The following is a 17,084-nucleotide window of genomic DNA, read 5'->3' as shown; positions in this document are numbered from 1 at the left end:
AATCGGCGGCGCGGGCGTGCGTCGCCGAAGGGAGCGGACACGGCTGTGTCGCACCAGCTCGGCGTACTTCCCCCCGGGCTGGGATCATAGGGGGTGGATACGAACGGCCGTGCCACAACCCCGCGCCGGCGGGCGGTCGTTCGCCCCCGACGTCACGGGAGGACGGCGGCGGCCGGCGGCAGGTGGCCGGCGGGCAGGCGGGGGTCGGCGCGCAGCCAGTGCGGGCCCGTCGTCCAGCCGAGGAGCACCCGGCCCGCCCCCTCGTCCGCCGAGCCCCCGGCGGCGGCCTGGCGCAGGCCGGTCAGGGCCGGGGCGAGGCGGGCGGCGACGTGTGCGGGATGGCGGGCGGCCTCCGCGTCCAGGCCGGCGATGGTCCGGGCCCGCTCCTCCGGTGCGCACAGCGAGAGGTGGAGGACCATCTGCCGCCACGCGTACGCCGCGTCCTTGATCGCGGCGAGCGGGCGCGGGTTGCCGTGGACGCGGGCCGTCCGGCGGCAGACGGTGGTGAAGGCGCGGCGGGCGAGGTCGTCCCAGCCGGGGCTCGGGCGGATGCCGACGCGGGCCACCAGGACGGCGAGGTTGTGGGTGGTGAGGATCTGGGCCTGCTCGACGACCTTGCCGTTGGCGGCGACCGACCGGGCCGGACCCGGCCCGGCGCGCCCGGTGCACAGCTCGGCGAACCGCGCCGTCCCCGCGTCCGTCCCCGTGTCCGCCGTCGCGTCCGCCGTCGCGAGCCCGCGCAGCGCCGCGTAGTCGATGCCGTAGTAGCGCTCGTACAGCGTGCCGCCGAGCAGTTCCGCGGCGACGCCCGCCGCCGCGAGGAACTTCGGGGTGAACCTGCCGACGAAGATGTCCGCCGCCAACTCCTCCACCAGCGGCGCGTCGAGCCCCGACTGGCGGGCGAGCACCGCGAGTTCGCGGACCAGCGCGTTGGGCAGCAGCGTGCCGGGGAACGCCTGGACAGCCAGTTCGCCGAGCCGGCGCAGGGCGGTGAGCGCGGGCCCGCGGCCGTCCTCGTCGGAGCGGTGCGCCGCCACCGCCCGTACCCAGGGCAGTTCCTCGACCCGCACCTGTGCGGCGAGGTTCAGCAGGAGCAGCGAGCGGCGGTTGCGGAACGCCCGGTAGTTCGCGGCGGCGAGGGTGCGCAACGCCGCGTCCGGACAGGCCTCGACGCCGGTGGCGGCGACGAGTTGCGGGACGAGTTCGGCCAGGACTTCGGCCGAGGGCACGACGCCGCGCTCCACCAGGGTGCCGATCGGGGCGCTCAGGGTGGCTTCCACGAGGTGGCGGACCGGCGCGGGCACCGGGGTGCCCGCGGGCAGTCCGGTCTCCGCCGCCTCGGCGGCGGAGACGTCGGCGACCAGCGGTCCGACCTCGGCGGCGCCCGTCTCCTGGGGCTGTACGGCGAGCCGGCGCAGCACGAGCTGGGCGAGGTCGTGGTACGAGGGCCGCGCCGCCTGGACGGCCTGACGGGCGCGCAGTTCGGTGTGCGCGGCCGATCCCGGCCGGCCGCGGCGGCGCACCATGGAGTCCACCGCGTGCCGCAGCAGTCCCAGCCGGCGGGCGTCCAGCGGCCGGCCGGCGACGGCCTCCTCCAGGGCGCCGCGCAGGATGCCGAGGTTCTCCTTCAGGTCGCGGTGCTTGGTGCAGCGGGTGTGGGCCGCGGCGAGTTCCCGGTACTGGCGCAGCAGCAGCGCGCCGCGCTCCCGCCAGGGGCCGTCGGGTACGCCCGCCGGTATCCGTCCGGCATCGCCGGTGGTCTTCCGGTCGACGGCCTCCGGTTCGACTGCCTGCGGATCGACGGCCTCCACGCCGGTGGCCTCCGGGCCGACGGCCTCCAGCCAGTGGGCGAGCAGCCGGTCGCCGAAGGGCTGCCAGACGGCGAGGGCCTCGCGCTGCGCCTCCACGGCGGCGTTCGGCCGGCGGCCGACGAGGGAGTCGACGGCGTCGCCGACGGTGTGCCGGTGCACCGCCTCGGGGTCCGGTGCGGGCAGCGCGGAGGGCCGGGGCGTGAAGCGCAGCCGGGAGGCGAACGGTTCGAGGGTGTCGACGAGGTCGAGCGCGGCGGCCGTGTCCCCGGCCCGGACCAGCCAGGCGACCGTCAGCAGCGCCGCCTCCTCGGGCACCGCGACCTCGTAGCGGCCGCTGTCGAGCAGCTCGTACAGCCGCGCCAGGCCGGGCTCGGTGAGGCAGTGGGCGAAGAGGGCCCGGCGGTCGGCCGGTACCCCGGCGAGGGCCGCGGCCTCGCGCTCGTACGGCTGGAGCGGCCCCTCGGCGCTCGCGGCGGAGGTGGCGAAGCCGCCGCGGACGACCTCGGGCGTCACCCAGGCGGGAAGCCCGGGGAGCGGGGTGCGCGAGCCGACGGCCGACCGCCCGGCGGCGGCACCGTCGAGCACGGCGCGCCAGCGGTCGGCGCGGGCCGCGGCACGGCGGCGGGTCTCGCCGTCGGAGTGGGTCAGCGCGGTGAGCAGCGCACGGGCCAACTGGTGCTGCGGGTACGGCACGGACACCCCGGCCCCGGTGGAGTGCTGCTGATCAGCGTCGTCGTCCATAAGCCGACGTGGCAGGTTCCGCCCCTGCGCCCTCCGGGTCTCAAGCCCGGTGCTCTCCTGCTGAGCTACACGCCGTCGGGCGTGACACTAGACGCTCGGCCCGCGCGGACACAACGCGCTTTCCGTCACCGCCGACACGTCCACCGCCGGCACGTCCACCGCCTCCGACGCCAGTGCTTCGTGGACATGATTGTTCACGGCTGCATCACGACTTGACCACGGGACCGGTATCCCTCGGAGCCGATCGCTACGGTTCCCCTGCCACAACTGTCACGTCATGGGGGGACCATGCGTCGTACCGTCACTGCCCTGCTGGCCATCACGGCCGCTCTCGGCCTCACCGCCTGCGACCCGAAGGACTCCACCGGGAGCGGCGCCGGCGCCACGGCGGGCCCGTCGGCGGCCGGCGCCCCTTCGCAGACCGCATCCGCAGCTGCACCCACAGCCGCGCCCACAGCCGATGCACCCGCAGCCCCCGCACCCGCTCCCGCAACGGGCGCACCTGCGGCCGCCGCCGCCGGAACGGCCGTGCTCCCGAACTTCGTCGGCATGGGGCTGCAGTCCGCCCAGGACACCGCGCAGAGCGCCGGGTTCTTCCTCCTGACCAGTCACGACGCGCTCGGTCGCGACCGCAACCAGATCCTGGACCGCAACTGGAAGGTCTGCGCGCAGAACCCGGCCCCGGGCAGCCACCCCACCGGCACAAAAATCGACATGGCGGCGGTGAAGCTGGAGGAGAACTGCCCCGCCCAGGACCAGGGCGCCAACGGGCCCGCCAAGGCCGGATCCACCATGCCCGACTTCAAGGGCAAGGCCGTCTCGGTGGTACGGGATTCACTGCCGGGCAACACGTCCCTCAGCACCAAGGACGCCGGCCCGAAGAACCGCGCCGTCCTGGTTCAGTCGAACTGGCAGGTGTGCGGCCAGGATCCGGCTCCGGGCGCCGCCCTCACCGGTCAGCCGGTCAGTGTGACGGCCGTGAAGTTCGGCGAGACCTGCCCGTAGCGGCCGGGCCCACCGGAATGCGATCGATCGTTTTCGGTCAGGTACAGAAATCCACCGATGAGGATCTATCAGCGGCCTGATCACCGCCACTAGGGTGCGGCGCATCCCCGTTGTTACGCCCTCCCGCGCCGTGCCCACGGCGGGGAGACGACCGATCGGAACGGTGTCGCCGTGACCAGGATCCTCCGCAAGCTGATGACCCGCACGGGACGGGCCGCCGCCACGGTCGCCGTCCTCGCGGCCGCGCTCACCGGCACGACGGCCGCCGGCACGGCCTCCGCGGCCGGCGGCTGGAGCTGCTCCGGGGCGCCCGTCCCGGCCGGCTACGTCATCACCATGTACAACGCCGGCGGCTGCAACAACCACGGCTCGTGGTACCAGCAGCCCGCCCAGAACCGGCTGTGGACCTGCTCCGGCTCGCCCATCGTCTCCGGCTACGTGCTGACGAACTACGACGTCAAGGGCTGCAGCGGCGTCGGCGCCTGGTTCCACGAGCAGGTCCGCAACGGCATCTGGACCTGCCCGTACTCGCCGATCCCGGCCGGCTACCGCAGCACCACCTACGACGCCCGCGGCTGCAGCGGCCTCGGCGCCTGGCTCACCGTCAAGATCTGAGCACACCCGTACGGCGGCGCCCCCTCCACCGCGAGGGGGCGCCGCCGCACGAAGCCGCCGTACGAAGCCGCCGTACGAACCCGTCGGCGGCCGAGGAGTCCGCCGGCTCCGGCCCGCACCAGCGAGTGCAGGCCGAAGCAGGCCGAACACGCCTTCAGGTCCGGGGTGCGACGCGGTCTCGGCCGACGACGCCGCGCAGCCTCGACCGTCAGGCGGCGAAGGCGGCGAGGAGCTTGTCGGTGAGGCGGTCGAGGTAGTCGGGGGCGGTCGCCGTGCGGACGACCGCGAGGCGCCAGTACAGCGGGCCGGCGAGGAAGTCGAGTGCGAGCTCGCGGTCCACATCGGCGGGGAGTTCGCCGCGGTCGACCGCCCGTTCCAGCAGGCCGGTGGCCTTTCCGCGGCGGGTGTCGCGGACGGCGGTCATCAGCACCTGCGCCAGCTCGGGGTTGCGACCGCTTTCGGCGAGCAGATCGGGGATGATCTTCGACGGGAGCCGGTGACGCAGCGCCCCGTCGATCTCGGTGAGGAAGGCGAGGACGTCGCCGCGCAGGGTGCCGGTGTCCTCGATCTCGGAGGCGTCCACGGCCACGGCCCGGATCAGGGCGACGGTCATGTCGAGCTTCGACGGCCAGCGGCGATAGATGGCGGCCTTGCCCGCCCCGGCGCGCTTGGCGACCGCCTCCAGGGAGAGCCGGGCGTAGCCGACGTCTGCCAGTTCCTCGAAGAAGGCGGCCGCGATCGCCTCGGTCACGGAGTCCTGGAGCACCGGCCCGCCGGGTGTCCGGCGCACGGGCTGCTCGGAGGGGCCGGGGGTCGCGGGCCGGGGCGCGGGCGTGTTGGGCATTCCCCGAACCTACACCAGGCGGAACGCTTGCGTCTCGACTAGGCGGGGGCTAGCGTTTAGACGAGACGGAACCGTTCCGTCTCAGCAATGTCGGGAGCACCCATGCGATTCCTCTTCGAGGACGAGTCGTTCTCCTTCGAAACACTCCGGGCGGCCGGATTCGCCAACTACGGCGGCGCCGACCTGGGCGAGGTCGTGGCCACCGCCCGGAACATCGGCGAAGGCGACGAGGCGGCCTGGCTGCGCGCGTGGAAGGCCACCGCCGAGCGCGTCCACGACATCGGCGACCGCGCCCTGGCGGCCGGGCACCGGGTCAGCGCCCGCGAAGCCCTGCTTCGCGCGTCGAACTACTACCGCACCGCCGAGTTCTACCGCCGCGACGACCCCGCGAACGACCCCGAGGCCAAGAGCCTCTCCGCGCTCTCCCGGGAGACCTTCGCCGCCGCGGCGGCCCTGATGGACACCCCCGTCGAGGCCGTGACCATCCCCTACCAGGACACCGGCCTGCCCGGCTACCTGTTCCTCGTCGACGACTCCGGCGCCCGGCGCCCCACCGTCCTGTTCACCAGCGGCTTCGACTCCACGCTGGAGGAGGCGTACTTCGCCGTCGCCGCGGCCGCGCTGCGCCGCGGCTACAACGTCCTCGCCTACGACGGTCCGGGCCAGGGCGCGGCGCTGCGCGAACAGCGGCTCGCCTTCCGCCCGGACTGGGAGGCCGTGGTGACCCCGGTGGTCGACTACGCGCTGACCCGCCCCGAGATCGCCGCCGACGGGCTGGTCCTGTTCGGCTACAGCCTCGGCGGCTACCTGGCCGCCCGCGCCGCCGCCCACGAACACCGCCCGGCCGCCCTGGTGCTGGACGACGGCCTGTACAGCTTCGGGGAGGCCCACGACCGGTTCATGCCGCCGTTCCTGCGCGAGTGGATCGAGGCCGGCCGGGACGACCTCGTGGAGCCGGTCATGGCTCTGCTCATGCAGGCGAGCACCCAGTTGCGGTGGGCCCTGCGCAACGGGGTGTGGACGTTCGGCGCCGCATCGGTGGCGGACTACATCCGCCGCACCGCCGACTACACCCTCGACGGCGTCGCCCGGCTCATCGACTGCCCCACCCTCGTCCTGGACGCCGAGAACGACCAGTTCTTCCGCGGCCAGCCCCAGCGGGTCCGGGCCGCGCTGACCTGCCCCCACACGCTCGTCACCCTGACCGAGGCCGAGGGCGCGGGCGAACACTGCCACATGGGCGCCATGTTCCGCTTCCACCAGACGGTCTTCGACTGGCTGGACACCACCCTGGCGCGGGCGGCCGGGCCCGCGAGCTGACGGGCGCGCCCGCCGGCCGACCACTCCGCGCCGGCCCGACCTTCGCCGGCCCGACCACGCCCGCGGGACACCCCCGCGGATGCGCCTCCGGCCGGGTCCGTCCCCTGCGCGAACCCGACCGGCTGCCCGTGCGGCGCGTACGGGACGGGCGCGTCGACCAGGCCTGCGGCCGGATACGGGTGCGTCTGTCCTGTACGTGGAGATCGATCGTAGGCAACCGGGCCTTACCGATCGCTTACCGATCCCTGGCCGCTCGCCATCGCCGCCCCGCACCGCCTCGCGCCTCCCCGTGCTGCCCCCTGCTGCCCCCTGCTGCCCCGGGCCGCCCCACGCCGCCTACCGGATGTCGCTCAGCTCCCGCGCCTCCTCCAGCACCCGCGCGGCCGACTCCGGCAGCCCGGCCGCCTGGTACGCCCGGCCGAGCGCGCGCAGCGCCTCCGCCAGGAAGGAGCGCCAACCGCGGGCCCGCCACACCAGCACCGACTCCTCCAGGTGCGCGACCGCCGAGGCGTGGTCGCCCGCCGCCAGGTCCAGCTCCCCCAGGATGCCGAGGGCCTGGGCGAGGTGGTGCCCCAGGTCGAACCGGCGGGCGATGGCCAGTGCGGCCTCCGCCGTCTCCCGGGCGCGGCCGTCGCCGGTGGCCGCGTACAGCATGGCCAGGTAGAGCAGCGAGAACGCCTCCACGTAGCGGTCCTTGAGGCAGCGGGCCATGGCGAGCGAGTGGAGGAGCAGCTCGCCGGCCCGCTCCACCTGGCCGGCCCGGCCGTGGGCGGCTCCGAGGAACTGGATGGCGGTCGCCTCGAAGCGGGTGTTGCCGATCAGCCGGGCCAGCCGCAGCGTCTCGGTGAGGTGCTCGATCGTGCGGTCGAGGTCCGTCTCCCCGTGGGCGATGGCGATGATCTGGTGCGCCCGGGCCTCGCCGCCCGGGTGGTCGTGGGCGGTGGCGAGGTCCAGGGCGCGGTGGCCGGCCTCCAGCGCCTCCTGTTCGCGGCCCTGGGCCACCAGGCTCCAGGCCGTCAGGACGAGGGCGTCGGCGGTCCCGCGTTCCTCCCCGACCTGCTCGAACAGCCGCTGCAGGTGCCGGGCGCGGTCCTCCAGCGCGACCATCGTCTCGGTGCCGTCCGCCAGGTCGACGGTCGTCCCGGAGCCGTCCGCCGGGGTGGTCCAGGTCGTCACCTCGATCAGGCCGCGGGTGAGCACGGCCGTGCCCAGCGCGTCGCCGGCGGTCCGGCAGGTCTGGAGGACGGTCAGGTGGGTGGTGCGCCAGTCGTCGTACAGGCCCCGCACGTCGCAGTACTTCTCCTGGCAGGCGGCGAGGTCCCACGCCACCGACACCATGCGCAGCGCGGCGGCCTGCCGGGCGCTCGTGTTCAGGGCCGGCTGCTCGGCGTCGAACCAGGCCATCGGGTCGTCCAGCAGTGCCGCCGCGACGCCGGACGGCATCGGGTGGCGGGGTGCGGTGCCGTGGATCGGCGCGAAGCACGGCCCGGGCACCTGGTCGGCCGCCTGCTCGGCCAGCCAGAGCCAGGCGCCGAAGGCCCGTTCGAGCGCGGCGGTGCGCGCGGCCGGTTCGTCCGCGGCCTCGGCGTGCTCGCGCGCGTACAGCCGGACGAGGTCGTGGAAGCGGTAGCGCAGATGCGGCTCCGTGCCGGTCTCCTGCAGGAGTTGGGCGTCGATCAGCTCCTCCAGCTGCCGCTCGGCCTGCTCCGGCGGGATGTCGGCCATCGCCGCCGCGGCCCACGGCGCGAAGTCGGGCGCGTCGAGCAGTCCGAGCAGCCGGAACGTGCGTCGGGTCGGCTCCGACAGCCTGGCATAGCCGACGGCGAAGCCCGCCCGTACGGCCAGGTTCCCCGCGGCCAGCTCGTCGAGCCGTCGCCGTTCGTCGCGCAGCAGGTGGGCGAGCCGGGCCAGGGTCCAGCGCGGCCGGGCGGCGAGGCGGGCCCCGGCGATGCGGACCGCCAGCGGCATGCCGCCGCACAGCTCGACGATCTGGGCGGCGGCCACCGGTTCGGCGGCGACCCGCTCGTCCCCGAGGATGCGGCGCAGCAGCGTCCGGGCGTGGGGGGCGTCGAGTTCGTGGAGGTCGACGAGCCGGGAGCCGGGCAGGGCGGTGAGCGCGGCGCGGCTGGTGACGAGGACGGCCGGTCGGGCACCGGGCCGGTTGCCGGTTCGGCCGCCTGACCCGTCGCCCGGCCGTTCGCCGGACCCGTCGCCCGGCGGTTCGTCCGCGGCCGCCGGTGTGCCCGGGAGCAGCGGGACGATCTGCTGCTCCCCCGCGGCGTTGTCGAGGAGGACGAGCGTGCGGCGGCCGGCGAGCAGGGTGCGGTACAGCGCGGAACGCTCCTCCAGGGAGGCCGGGATCTCCCGGGGGTCGGCGCCGAGGGCGCGCAGGAACGCGGCCAGGACGCCGGCCGGGTCGGCGGGCGTCTCGTCGGCCCCGCGCAGGTCCGCGTAGAGCCGGCCGTCCGGGTAGTCGACGGCGGCGAGGTGGGCGGTGCGGACGGCCAGCGCGGTCTTGCCGATGCCGCCCATGCCCGCGATCACCGGCACCCGGCCGGTCGCCAGGGCGTCCAGCACGATCCGCACCTGCTCGTCGCGTCCGGTGAAGTCCGGGACGTCCCGGGGGAGTTGGGAGGGCACGCGGGCGGGACCGCGGTCCGGCCGGGCACCCTCCCGGTCCTGCGCCAGCAGCGCCAGGAAGACGTTCCGCACCTGCTCGCCCGGCTCGATCCCGAGCTCCTCGGACAGCCGCCGGCGCAGCGCCTGGAAGCGGCGCAGCGCCTCGGCCGCCCGACCGTCCGCCGCCAGCAGCTCCAGCAGGGCGGCCTGCAGGGGCTCGTCGAACGGGTACTCCTCGGCGAGCGCCGTCAGGGCGGGGACGGCGGTCCGGGACGCTCCGGCGGCCGTCGCGGCCCGGGCCAGCGCCAGGGCGGTGGCGCGCACTTCGTGCTCCACGGTCGTGACCAGCGGGTCCTCGCGGTTCACCCGTTCCAGCCCGGCCAGCACCGGGCCGCGCCGAAGGCCGATCGCCCCGGCCGGGTCCCCGTCGGCGGCGAGCCTGCGGAACCGTCCGAGGTCCACCGCGTCCGGCCCGGTCACCAGCCGGTAGCCCTGCCCGTCGGACTCCAGCGCCACCGCCTCGTCCCCGAACCGCCCGAGCCAGGTGCGCAGCCGCGACATCCCGGTGTGCACCGCGCCCCGGCCGACCCGGTCCGACTGCTCCGCCCACACGAGGTCCAGCAGCCGCCCCACGGGCAGCCGTTCCCCCTCCGCGAGCAGCAGGGCCCCCAGCAGCCCCCGCAGCACGGTGGCCCGCGGCAGCGCCTGCGGCACGGCGTCCACATCGACCGTCAGGGGCCCCAGCAGCCCGAACGTCATCTTCATCCGCTTCAGTCCCTCGATGCTCACGACCGCACCGAGGCCCGCCCGGCCGCCCGATCGGGTGGCGCCCGCCGACCTCGGCACGACCCTGACACTAGTCCGGGCACTGATCAACAGCGGCCACCGGCCCTGCGGTCCGCCGCCCGGCACCGCACCCCGGCGGTACCGCAGCTCGTCAGTACCGCACCTCGACGGTCGCTCCGGCGGCCCGCAGCTCGGCCGCCACGGCCTCGGCGAGGTCCGAGGTCACGTCATCGAGGACAACCGCGGGCAGCCGACCGAGCAGGGCCTTGCCGTGCCACAGGCTGAGCCCGGTCCGACGCCTGACGGCCTTCGCGACCTCCAGCACGCGCGGCCCCGCACCGGTCACCACGACGCGGATGGGCCCCCCGTCACAGACCAACTCGAAGTACCCGTCCGCCGCCACCACTCCCCCACCCCCAGCCGTTGCCCGGAGGACAGACACTGCCGCAACGCCCGGTCGACCGAGAAACACACCCGGCCCGGGGGCCCGCCCGACCGGACGTCGGTTGCGGGGACCGTGCAGCACGGTCCCCGCGGCGGCCCGGCCTACTGTCCGGTGGCCGTCTTCATGTAGGCGGTCCAGATCCGGGCCGGCACGGTGGCGTCGGAGGTGTCCGGGGTGGCGCCGCCCAGGCCTTCGAGGGAGAGGAGCTTCATGTCCTTCAGGTCCGCGCGGAACACGGTGACCGCCGTCGACAACTGCCCGTTGTAGCCGACGAACCAGCCCGCCGTGCGGTCCGCGGTGGTGCCGGGTTTGGCGGCCAGGTTCGGGCCGGCCTCCGCCGCCGGCTTGGCGGCCCCGTCGCGGACGGAGCCCTTGAGTGCCGCGTCCACCTCGCCCGCGACCGCCGGGGTGAGCGCCTGGGTGGCGGCGGGCAGGCGCAGGGGGAGCTGGACGCCGTTGCGGGAGATCCTGAGCACCGAGTACGGGTCGGTGTGGGAGCCGCCGGCCGCGAAGGCGGCGTACGCGTCGGCGGTGCGCAGGGCACTGGGGGTGGAGTTGCCGACGCCGAGGGCCGGGACGAGTTCGCCGAGGCTGTTGGGGAGCAGGCCGAGGTCGGTGGCGGTCTTCTGCACCTTGTCCAGGCCGACGTCCATGCCGAGCTGCATCAGCGGCCCGTTGACGGACTGCTCGACCGCGTTCCGCAGGGTGACGCTGCCCCAGTTCCGCTTGCCGTCGTTGGCGGTCTTGACGATCTTCCCGTCCCGTCCCCAGTACGGTCCTTCCGGGGTCATCACGTTCACCCCGTCGTCGCCGTTGTAGGTGGTGGTGGGCGCGACCGGGGTGCGGTCGCCGCCGCGCCGGCGCTGCACTCCCTCGCCGAGCCCGGCGGCGTACACCACCGGGGTGAAGGCCGAACCGATCGGCACCGTCGTGGTGTTGGCGTTGTTGAAGCCCTGCTTCAGGTAGTCGGGGCCGCCGTAGAGCGCGACGACCCGGCCGTCCGGGGCCAGCGAGGCGGCGCCGACCTTCAGGAGCTTGTCGGACTCCCGGTTGTCCGGGTCGATCCCCGCGGTGCCCTGCTGGACGGCGGCGACCAGGGCGTCGACCTTCGGCTTCTCGAAGGTGGTGCGGATCTGGTGGCCGCCGAGGTCGAACTGGGCCGGGGTGATGTCGCTGTGGCTCTCCACGTAGGCGCGGGCCGTGTCCACCAGGTACCCGATCTGGCCGCTCAGCCCCGCCGACTTCGGCTGCGGCTTGGGCTCGGGGAACACCGTGTACCGGGCGCGCTCGGCGGCGGACAGCTTGCCCACCTCCACCATCCGGTCCAGGATCCAGGACCAGCGCTCCTCGGCCCGTTCCCGGTTCCCCGCGCTGATCGCCGGGTCGTACTGCCCGGCGCCCTTCAACAGGGCGGCCAGGAAGGCGCCTTCGCTCGGGTCGAGCTGGGAGACGTCCTTGCCGTAGTAGGCGGCCGCGGCGCGCTCGATGCCGTAACTGCCGCGCCCGAACCAGCTGGTGTTCAGGTAGCCGGCCAGGATGTCCTGCTTGCTCATCCGGTCGTCCAGCTTGATCGCGATGGCGATCTCGCTGAGTTTGCGGGACATGTCCTGACGCTGGTTCAGGTAGATGTTCTTGACGTACTGCTGGGTGATGGTGGAGCCGCCCTGGGTGTCGCCGCCGGTGACCATCTGGACGACGGCACGGCCGATGCCGGTCACGGAGATGCCCGGGTCGGTGTAGAAGGTCTCGTTCTCGGCGGCCAGCACCGCCCACTGCACCGGCTCCGGCACCTGGGCGAGCGGCACCTCCTGCCGGTTGGTCGGGCCGATCCGCGCCATCTCGGTGCCGTCCGCCCAGTAGTAGACGTTGTTCTGCTGGGTGGCGAAGGAGTTGAGGTCCTCCGGGACGGCGGTGTTCGTGTAGAACCAGGCCAGCCAGCCCGTCAGTGCCGCCGCCCCGGTCCCGGCCACCAGCATGTGCTGCCGCCAGGAGGGGAGCCAGCGGCGGACTCCGCGCCGTGCGCGGCGCGGGTAGTCGATCCGCAGGAACCGGCGCAGGGGTGAGCGCGGGGAGGCGCCCGGGTCCGGGGACCGGCACGGGTCCGTTGACGGGCTCGGGGACGGGCTCGGGGACGGGCTCGGGGAGGCATCCGTTGGCGGGCTCGGGGACGGACCCGGGGACGGGCGCCGACCCCGGAGCGGGCGCCACGCCCGTAACGGCCTCCGACGCGGTGGGAAGCGCCACCGTCGCCGCCCGGGCTTCTCCTCTTCGGCGGCGCTGTCTTGCTGGGCACGCACAGTCCGGTCTCCGATTCGCTCGTGGGCGTGATCCTCCGTACACATAGACGCGGTGGGAACATCAGTACGTATGCCTCGCCTTGGTGTGATCATGGTCATACTCGGTGCGGTGAACCGGGGCGCCCCGGCCACGGACGGCGGGCGGACGGCAGGTGGACGGACGGCCGACGGCCGACCCGCGCGGGCACCGGTCCGCGACAGCCCCGGCGTACCGCCAGAATGACGCCATGAGGATGATCCAGACCGCCCTCGGCGCGATGCTGCTCCTGCTGATCGTCGGCAGCATCCTGCGCACGCTGGTCGTTCCGCGCGGGCTCTACTCGTCGCTGGTGATGCGGCTCTGGCGGATGCTGCGCGGGCTGCTGCGGCTGGCCGCCGGACCGGGCCGCGGCTACCACGCGCAGGACCGGGCGCTCACCTGGCTGGCGCCGCTGGTGCTGCTGGGCATGCTCGGGGTGTGGCTCAGCTGCATGCTCACCGCCTACACCCTGCTGCTGCACGGCACCTCGGAGCTCAGCTGGTCGGTGGCCGTGCGCGAGGCCGGGTCCAGTCTGTTCACCCTCGGCTTCGCCAGCGGCGACCGGCTGCACCTCTCCGCGATCGACTTCCTGGCCGCCGCCAGCGGCCCGCTGGTGATCGCCCTCCAGATCTCCTACCTGCCGACCCTCTACGCCGCCTACCAGCGCCGCGAGACAGAGGTGACGCTGCTGCAGTCCCGGGCCGGCGAGCCCGCCTGGGGCCCCGAGCTGCTGGCCCGCCAGTCCCTGGTGGACACCGAGACCGCGCTCCCCCAGCTCTACCGGGACTGGGAGCGGCTGGCCGCCGACATCGGCGAGAGCCACTCCAACTACCCGGTGCTGCTCTCCTTCCGCTCCCCGCAGCCCAACCGCAGCTGGGTGGTCGGACTGATCGCCGTGATGGACGCCGCCGCCCTGCACCTGGCGCTCTGCCCGCGTTCGGCCCCGCCCGAGGCCCGGCTGGTGCTCCGGGCCGGCTTCACCGCGCTGCGCGACATCGCCCGCTCGCTGCGGATCGACTTCGACACGGACCCGGACCCGGACGTCCCGATCCGGCTGACCTACGCCGAGTACCTGGGCGCCGTCGCGATGATCACCGCGGCCGGCTTCCCGCGCGAGCGCCCGGTCGAGGAGGCCTGGGCGCACTTCCACGGCTGGCGGGTCAACTACGAGGCCCTGGCGTACGAACTGGCCCGCCGCAGCGACGCCGTCCCCGCGCTGTGGACCGGCCCGCGCGACTTCCGCGCCCCGGTCATCCCGCCGGCCCGCCCCGCCGACCGCCGGCCGTCCTCGGCCCCGCCGCCGGCCGGGCCGTCGCTGCCGCCGGTGCCGCCGGTCTGAGCGGTCCACTGCGCGCCGACGCCTCCTGGATCGAGGGCCTGTCCCTCGTCGCCGCCGACGAGCACGGCACCGCCGTCGGCCACGCCCTGCTGACCCGCTGCCACATCGGCGACGTCCCGGCCCTGTGCCTGGCCCCGTGCGCCGTGCTCCCCGCGTACCAGCGCACCGGCGCCGGCTCCGCCGCCGTCCGCGCCGCCCTCGACGCGGCACGGGGCCTGGGCGAACGCCACGTCGTCGTCCTGGGCCACCCGGACTACTACCCGCGGTTCGGCTTCACCCGCGCCGGCGCCCACGGCATCGGCCTGACCATCGACGTCCCGGACGAGGCGCTGATGGCCCTCTCCCTGGACGCCGACCACCCGCTGCCCGCGGGCACCGTCCGCTACGCCGCGCCGTTCGGCATCTGACGGACGGCGCCGGGCGGGGCACCCACGTGCCCCGCCCGGCGCCCTTTCGAACCATCGGTCCGTACCCGACGTCCGTCCGAACCGCCGGGCCCTACCCGGCGTCCGTCCGAACCGCCGGGCCCCGCCCGGGCCCGGCCGCGTCGACCGCTCAGACCTCCACCGGGCCGCCGCTCGCCAGCGAACGCTCGGCGCCGACCAGGATCTCGACCACCCGCAGCCCGAAGTCCGCCCCGCAGGGGTGCGGCTCGCCGGAGGCGGCCGAGGCCCGCAGCGCGTCCAGCGCCCGGTGCAGCGCCGCGACCGGGCCCTCGCCGCGCGGGGGCAGCTGCACCACGCCGTGCTCACCGCGCAGCTCCATGCCCGTCCCGCCCGCCGCGAGCGGCGCGGTCAGGCTGAGCGCGAGCGTGCTGGAGGCGCCGCCGGCGTGCCGCACCACCAGGTGCACGGTGTCCAGCGGGCCGGCCGCCGCCGTCACCTGCGTCGCGTCGCCCAGCACCGGCAGCAGCACGGACAGCGCGTGCGGGCCGACGTCCCACAGCGCGCCCTTCTCCACCCGCCACGGCGAGGCAGCGTACGGGCTGGTGCTGCCGGGCGCGAACACCGAGCCGAGCCAGTCCGAGCGGCCGGTGAACCAGCCGCCCAGCTCCGCCTGCCGCTCGATCCACGGGATCTGCTCGCCGCCGAAGCGCACGGTGAAGAAGACCACCGAGGCGACCTTGTGCTCGCGCACCGCCTCGGCCACGGCCCGGGCGTCCGGCACGGTCAGCGCGACCGGCTTGTCCAGCAGCAGGTGGCAGCCGGCCTCGGCGGCCCGTACCGCGAGACCCGCCTGCACGGTCGGGGGCAGCGCGATGGAGACCGCGTCCACTTCGGCCAGCAGCCGGTCGAGGTCCGCGTACCCGGGCACGCCGTGGGCGGCGCCCAGTGCCTCGGCCGCCTCCGGTCGGCGGCCCCAGACGCCGGTGAACTCCAGCCCGGGGTGCTCGGCCAGGACGGGCGCGTGCACCCGCTCCGCCCAGGGGCCGGTTCCCAGCAGTCCGATCCGCACGATGTCTCCGTTCTCCGGTCAGCGCGGGTGAGCGCGCGTGGTACAGGTGGGTGTGAGTGGTACAGGTGGGTGTGAGTGGTACAGGTGGGCGCGAACGGGCGCCGGTGGTACGGGTGGGCCCGCGGACGCCCTGGCGGCGCGGGTCTCGGCCCTGGACTTTCGGCCCCGGACGTTCGGCCCCGGACTTTCAGCGCTGGACTTTCAGCCCTGGACGCGGGCCAGGGTGAAGCCGTCGTAGCCCTTGCTGCCGACCGTCTGCACCGAGGTCGCGGTGACGCTCGGCTCGGCCGCGATCAGGTCGTGCAGCGCCCGGGTGCCGACCACCGCCGGGTCGGTGCCGGCCGGGTCGGCGACCGCGCCGCCGCGCACCACGTTGTCGACGATGATCAGCGAGCCCGGTCGGGTCAGTTGGAGCGCCCGGCGGAAGTACTCCGGGTTGCTCGGCTTGTCGGCGTCGATGAAGACCAGGTCGAAGGGGTCCGCGCCCTGCTCCACCAGTTCGGCCAGCGAGTCCGCGGCCCGGCCCACCCGCACCTCGGCGACCCCCGCCAGCCCGGCGGCCGCCAGGTTCCCCCGGGCGACCTCGGCGTGCCGGGGGTCGAGCTCCAGGGTGATCAGGGTGCCGTCCGCGGGCAGCGCCCGGGCCAGCCAGATGGCGCTGTAGCCGCCGAGCGTGCCGACCTCCAGGATCCGCTTCGCACCCAGGGTCAGCGCCAGCAGGTGCAGCAGCTTGCCCTGGTTGGGGGCCACCGCGATGTTCGGCAGTCCGGCCGCGCGGGCGGCGGCCGTGGCCTGCTCCAGCACCGGGTCGTGTCCGACCAGCCGCTCGGAGAAGTAGGCGTCCACGGCGTCCCAGGTCGGCTGCGAAGACATCGGGCCCTCCGGAGTGCAAGATCGGCAGTACCCGACCGATGCTACTCCGAGGGCCCGAGGGCACCACGACGGTGGTGGTGGACGACCGGTCCGGGACCGGTCGGACGATCGACCGGGACCCTGCCGGGGGGCCGACCGGGGGGCCGGTCGGCGGGGTGGTCAGTCGGCGACCGGCTCCTTCGCCGCGGCGGCGGCCTTGGCCGCCTCCTCCGCCTCGATCCTGGCGTGCGTCTTGGCGGCGCGGCGCTTCATGATCCAGGCCGACAGCAGGCCGATCACCAGCGCCGCCCCCAGGCCCGCCCACGAGAACCGGGCCAGCCAGGGCTCGATGCTCTTGCCGACCTTGTAGACCAGCAGCGTCGTACCGCCGGCCCAGACCACGCCGCCCAGCACGTTGGCGATCAGGAACTTCCAGTACGGCATCTTCAGCGCGCCCGCGAGCGGACCGGCGAAGATGCGCAGCAGGGCGATGAAGCGGCCGAAGAAGACCGCCCACATGCCCCACTTCTGGAACGAGCGCTCGGCGGTGGCCAGGTGGGAGGGCCCGAAGTGCTTGGGGAACCTGCGTCCCAGCTTCTCGAAGAGCGGCTTGCCGCCCTTGCGCCCGATCGAGTAGCCGATCGAGTCGCCGATGATCGCGCCGGCGATCGCGCAGATGGCGACGCCCCACGGGCTCACCACACCCTTGACCGCCATGAGGGACGCCGTGACCAGGGCGATCTCGCCGGGCAGCGGAATGCCCAGCGACTCCAGCCCGATGATCAGACCGACAACGGCGTACACCGCCGTCGGCGGAATCCCCTCGATCCAGGCGTCGATGTGCAAGGCCAGTCCCTCCGTGGCAGGACGGGACCGGCCGCCCTCCCCCTGGAGCAGCGTGCCCGTCCCGGCAAATTCGTCCGATGGCGGCACCCA

General features: G+C 74.7%; 12 protein-coding genes and 1 tRNA gene. 4 read left to right on the top strand and 9 right to left on the bottom strand.

Translation table 11 applies throughout. The features are described from left to right. Positions 1–152: 152 nt before the first annotated feature. Together ACGFSC_RS10735 and ACGFSC_RS10730 are read right to left on the bottom strand one after the other, a co-directional pair. Positions 153–2,552 carry a hypothetical protein gene (locus ACGFSC_RS10735; protein WP_359909294.1) on the bottom strand — a complete coding sequence of 800 codons (2,400 nt, stop codon included), beginning with the start codon at positions 2,550–2,552 and terminating at the stop codon, positions 153–155. Positions 2,553–2,555: 3 nt separating this feature from the next. Further along, positions 2,556–2,627, bottom strand: a tRNA-Ser gene (locus ACGFSC_RS10730). 453 nt (positions 2,628–3,080) lie between these two features. On the opposite strand from ACGFSC_RS10730, the gene ACGFSC_RS10725 reads away from it, so the two are divergent. Both ACGFSC_RS10725 and ACGFSC_RS10720 read left to right on the top strand, forming a co-directional pair. Then, the gene (locus ACGFSC_RS10725; protein WP_359909297.1) at positions 3,081–3,557 is read left to right on the top strand and encodes a hypothetical protein; all 477 of its coding nucleotides are present in this window, start codon (positions 3,081–3,083) and stop codon (positions 3,555–3,557) included. A gap of 171 nt (positions 3,558–3,728) precedes the next feature. Continuing rightward, a complete protein-coding gene (locus ACGFSC_RS10720; RefSeq protein WP_359909300.1) occupies positions 3,729–4,172 on the top strand; it encodes a hypothetical protein in 444 nt (147 codons plus the stop codon). Between the two features lie 208 nt (positions 4,173–4,380). On the opposite strand, the gene ACGFSC_RS10715 is transcribed toward ACGFSC_RS10720, so the two are convergent. Beyond that, the gene (locus ACGFSC_RS10715) at positions 4,381–5,016 is read right to left on the bottom strand and encodes a TetR-like C-terminal domain-containing protein (RefSeq protein WP_359909303.1); all 636 of its coding nucleotides are present in this window, start codon (positions 5,014–5,016) and stop codon (positions 4,381–4,383) included. 102 nt (positions 5,017–5,118) lie between these two features. On the opposite strand from ACGFSC_RS10715, the gene ACGFSC_RS10710 reads away from it, so the two are divergent. Continuing rightward, a complete protein-coding gene (locus tag ACGFSC_RS10710) occupies positions 5,119–6,336 on the top strand; it encodes an alpha/beta hydrolase (protein WP_359909306.1) in 1,218 nt (405 codons plus the stop codon). Positions 6,337–6,672: 336 nt separating this feature from the next. Here the strand turns inward: ACGFSC_RS10710 and ACGFSC_RS10705 are convergent, their stop codons facing one another. From ACGFSC_RS10705 to ACGFSC_RS10695, 3 genes are all read right to left on the bottom strand, one after another. Further along, positions 6,673–9,744: a BTAD domain-containing putative transcriptional regulator gene (locus ACGFSC_RS10705; protein ID WP_359909309.1), complete on the bottom strand. Its 3,072-nt coding sequence runs from the start codon at positions 9,742–9,744 to the stop codon at positions 6,673–6,675. A 148-nt stretch (positions 9,745–9,892) separates the two neighbouring features. Further along, positions 9,893–10,087, bottom strand: a complete 195-nt coding sequence (locus ACGFSC_RS10700; protein ID WP_380633043.1) for a ribosomal protein L7/L12 — start codon at positions 10,085–10,087, stop codon at positions 9,893–9,895. A 200-nt stretch (positions 10,088–10,287) separates the two neighbouring features. After that, complete coding sequence (locus ACGFSC_RS10695; RefSeq protein WP_359909315.1) at positions 10,288–12,162, bottom strand: transglycosylase domain-containing protein; 1,875 nt, start codon at positions 12,160–12,162, stop codon at positions 10,288–10,290. A 1,558-nt stretch (positions 12,163–13,720) separates the two neighbouring features. Here ACGFSC_RS10695 and ACGFSC_RS10690 point away from each other — a divergent pair. After that, the gene (locus ACGFSC_RS10690) at positions 13,721–14,248 is read left to right on the top strand and encodes an N-acetyltransferase (protein ID WP_359909318.1); all 528 of its coding nucleotides are present in this window, start codon (positions 13,721–13,723) and stop codon (positions 14,246–14,248) included. A gap of 148 nt (positions 14,249–14,396) precedes the next feature. Here the strand turns inward: ACGFSC_RS10690 and ACGFSC_RS10685 are convergent, their stop codons facing one another. From ACGFSC_RS10685 to ACGFSC_RS10675, 3 genes are all read right to left on the bottom strand, one after another. Then, the gene (locus ACGFSC_RS10685) at positions 14,397–15,296 is read right to left on the bottom strand and encodes a Gfo/Idh/MocA family oxidoreductase (protein ID WP_359901043.1); all 900 of its coding nucleotides are present in this window, start codon (positions 15,294–15,296) and stop codon (positions 14,397–14,399) included. Positions 15,297–15,497: 201 nt separating this feature from the next. After that, the gene (locus ACGFSC_RS10680; protein ID WP_359901040.1) at positions 15,498–16,169 is read right to left on the bottom strand and encodes an O-methyltransferase; all 672 of its coding nucleotides are present in this window, start codon (positions 16,167–16,169) and stop codon (positions 15,498–15,500) included. A gap of 159 nt (positions 16,170–16,328) precedes the next feature. Beyond that, entirely contained in the window at positions 16,329–16,994 is a 666-nt protein-coding gene (locus tag ACGFSC_RS10675; RefSeq protein ID WP_359901037.1) for a DedA family protein, read from the bottom strand. Positions 16,995–17,084 lie beyond the last annotated feature (90 nt).

The sequence above is a fragment of the Kitasatospora sp. NPDC048715 genome (assembly GCF_043198905.1).
Taxonomy (GTDB): Bacteria; Actinomycetota; Actinomycetes; order Streptomycetales; family Streptomycetaceae; genus Kitasatospora; species Kitasatospora lactacystinica.
Note: the sequence above shows the minus strand (reverse complement) of the source record. Positions and strands in the feature narration are given on the sequence as shown.

Coding starts and splice junctions, on each gene's coding strand:
- ACGFSC_RS10710 (WP_359909306.1), top strand. CDS start 5,119: ATGCGATTCCTCTTCGAGGACGAGTCGTTCTCCTTCGAAACACTCCGG.
- ACGFSC_RS10680 (WP_359901040.1), bottom strand. CDS start 16,169: ATGTCTTCGCAGCCGACCTGGGACGCCGTGGACGCCTACTTCTCCGAG.
- ACGFSC_RS10735 (WP_359909294.1), bottom strand. CDS start 2,552: ATGGACGACGACGCTGATCAGCAGCACTCCACCGGGGCCGGGGTGTCC.
- ACGFSC_RS10695 (WP_359909315.1), bottom strand. CDS start 12,162: ATGCTGGTGGCCGGGACCGGGGCGGCGGCACTGACGGGCTGGCTGGCC.
- ACGFSC_RS10715 (WP_359909303.1), bottom strand. CDS start 5,016: ATGCCCAACACGCCCGCGCCCCGGCCCGCGACCCCCGGCCCCTCCGAG.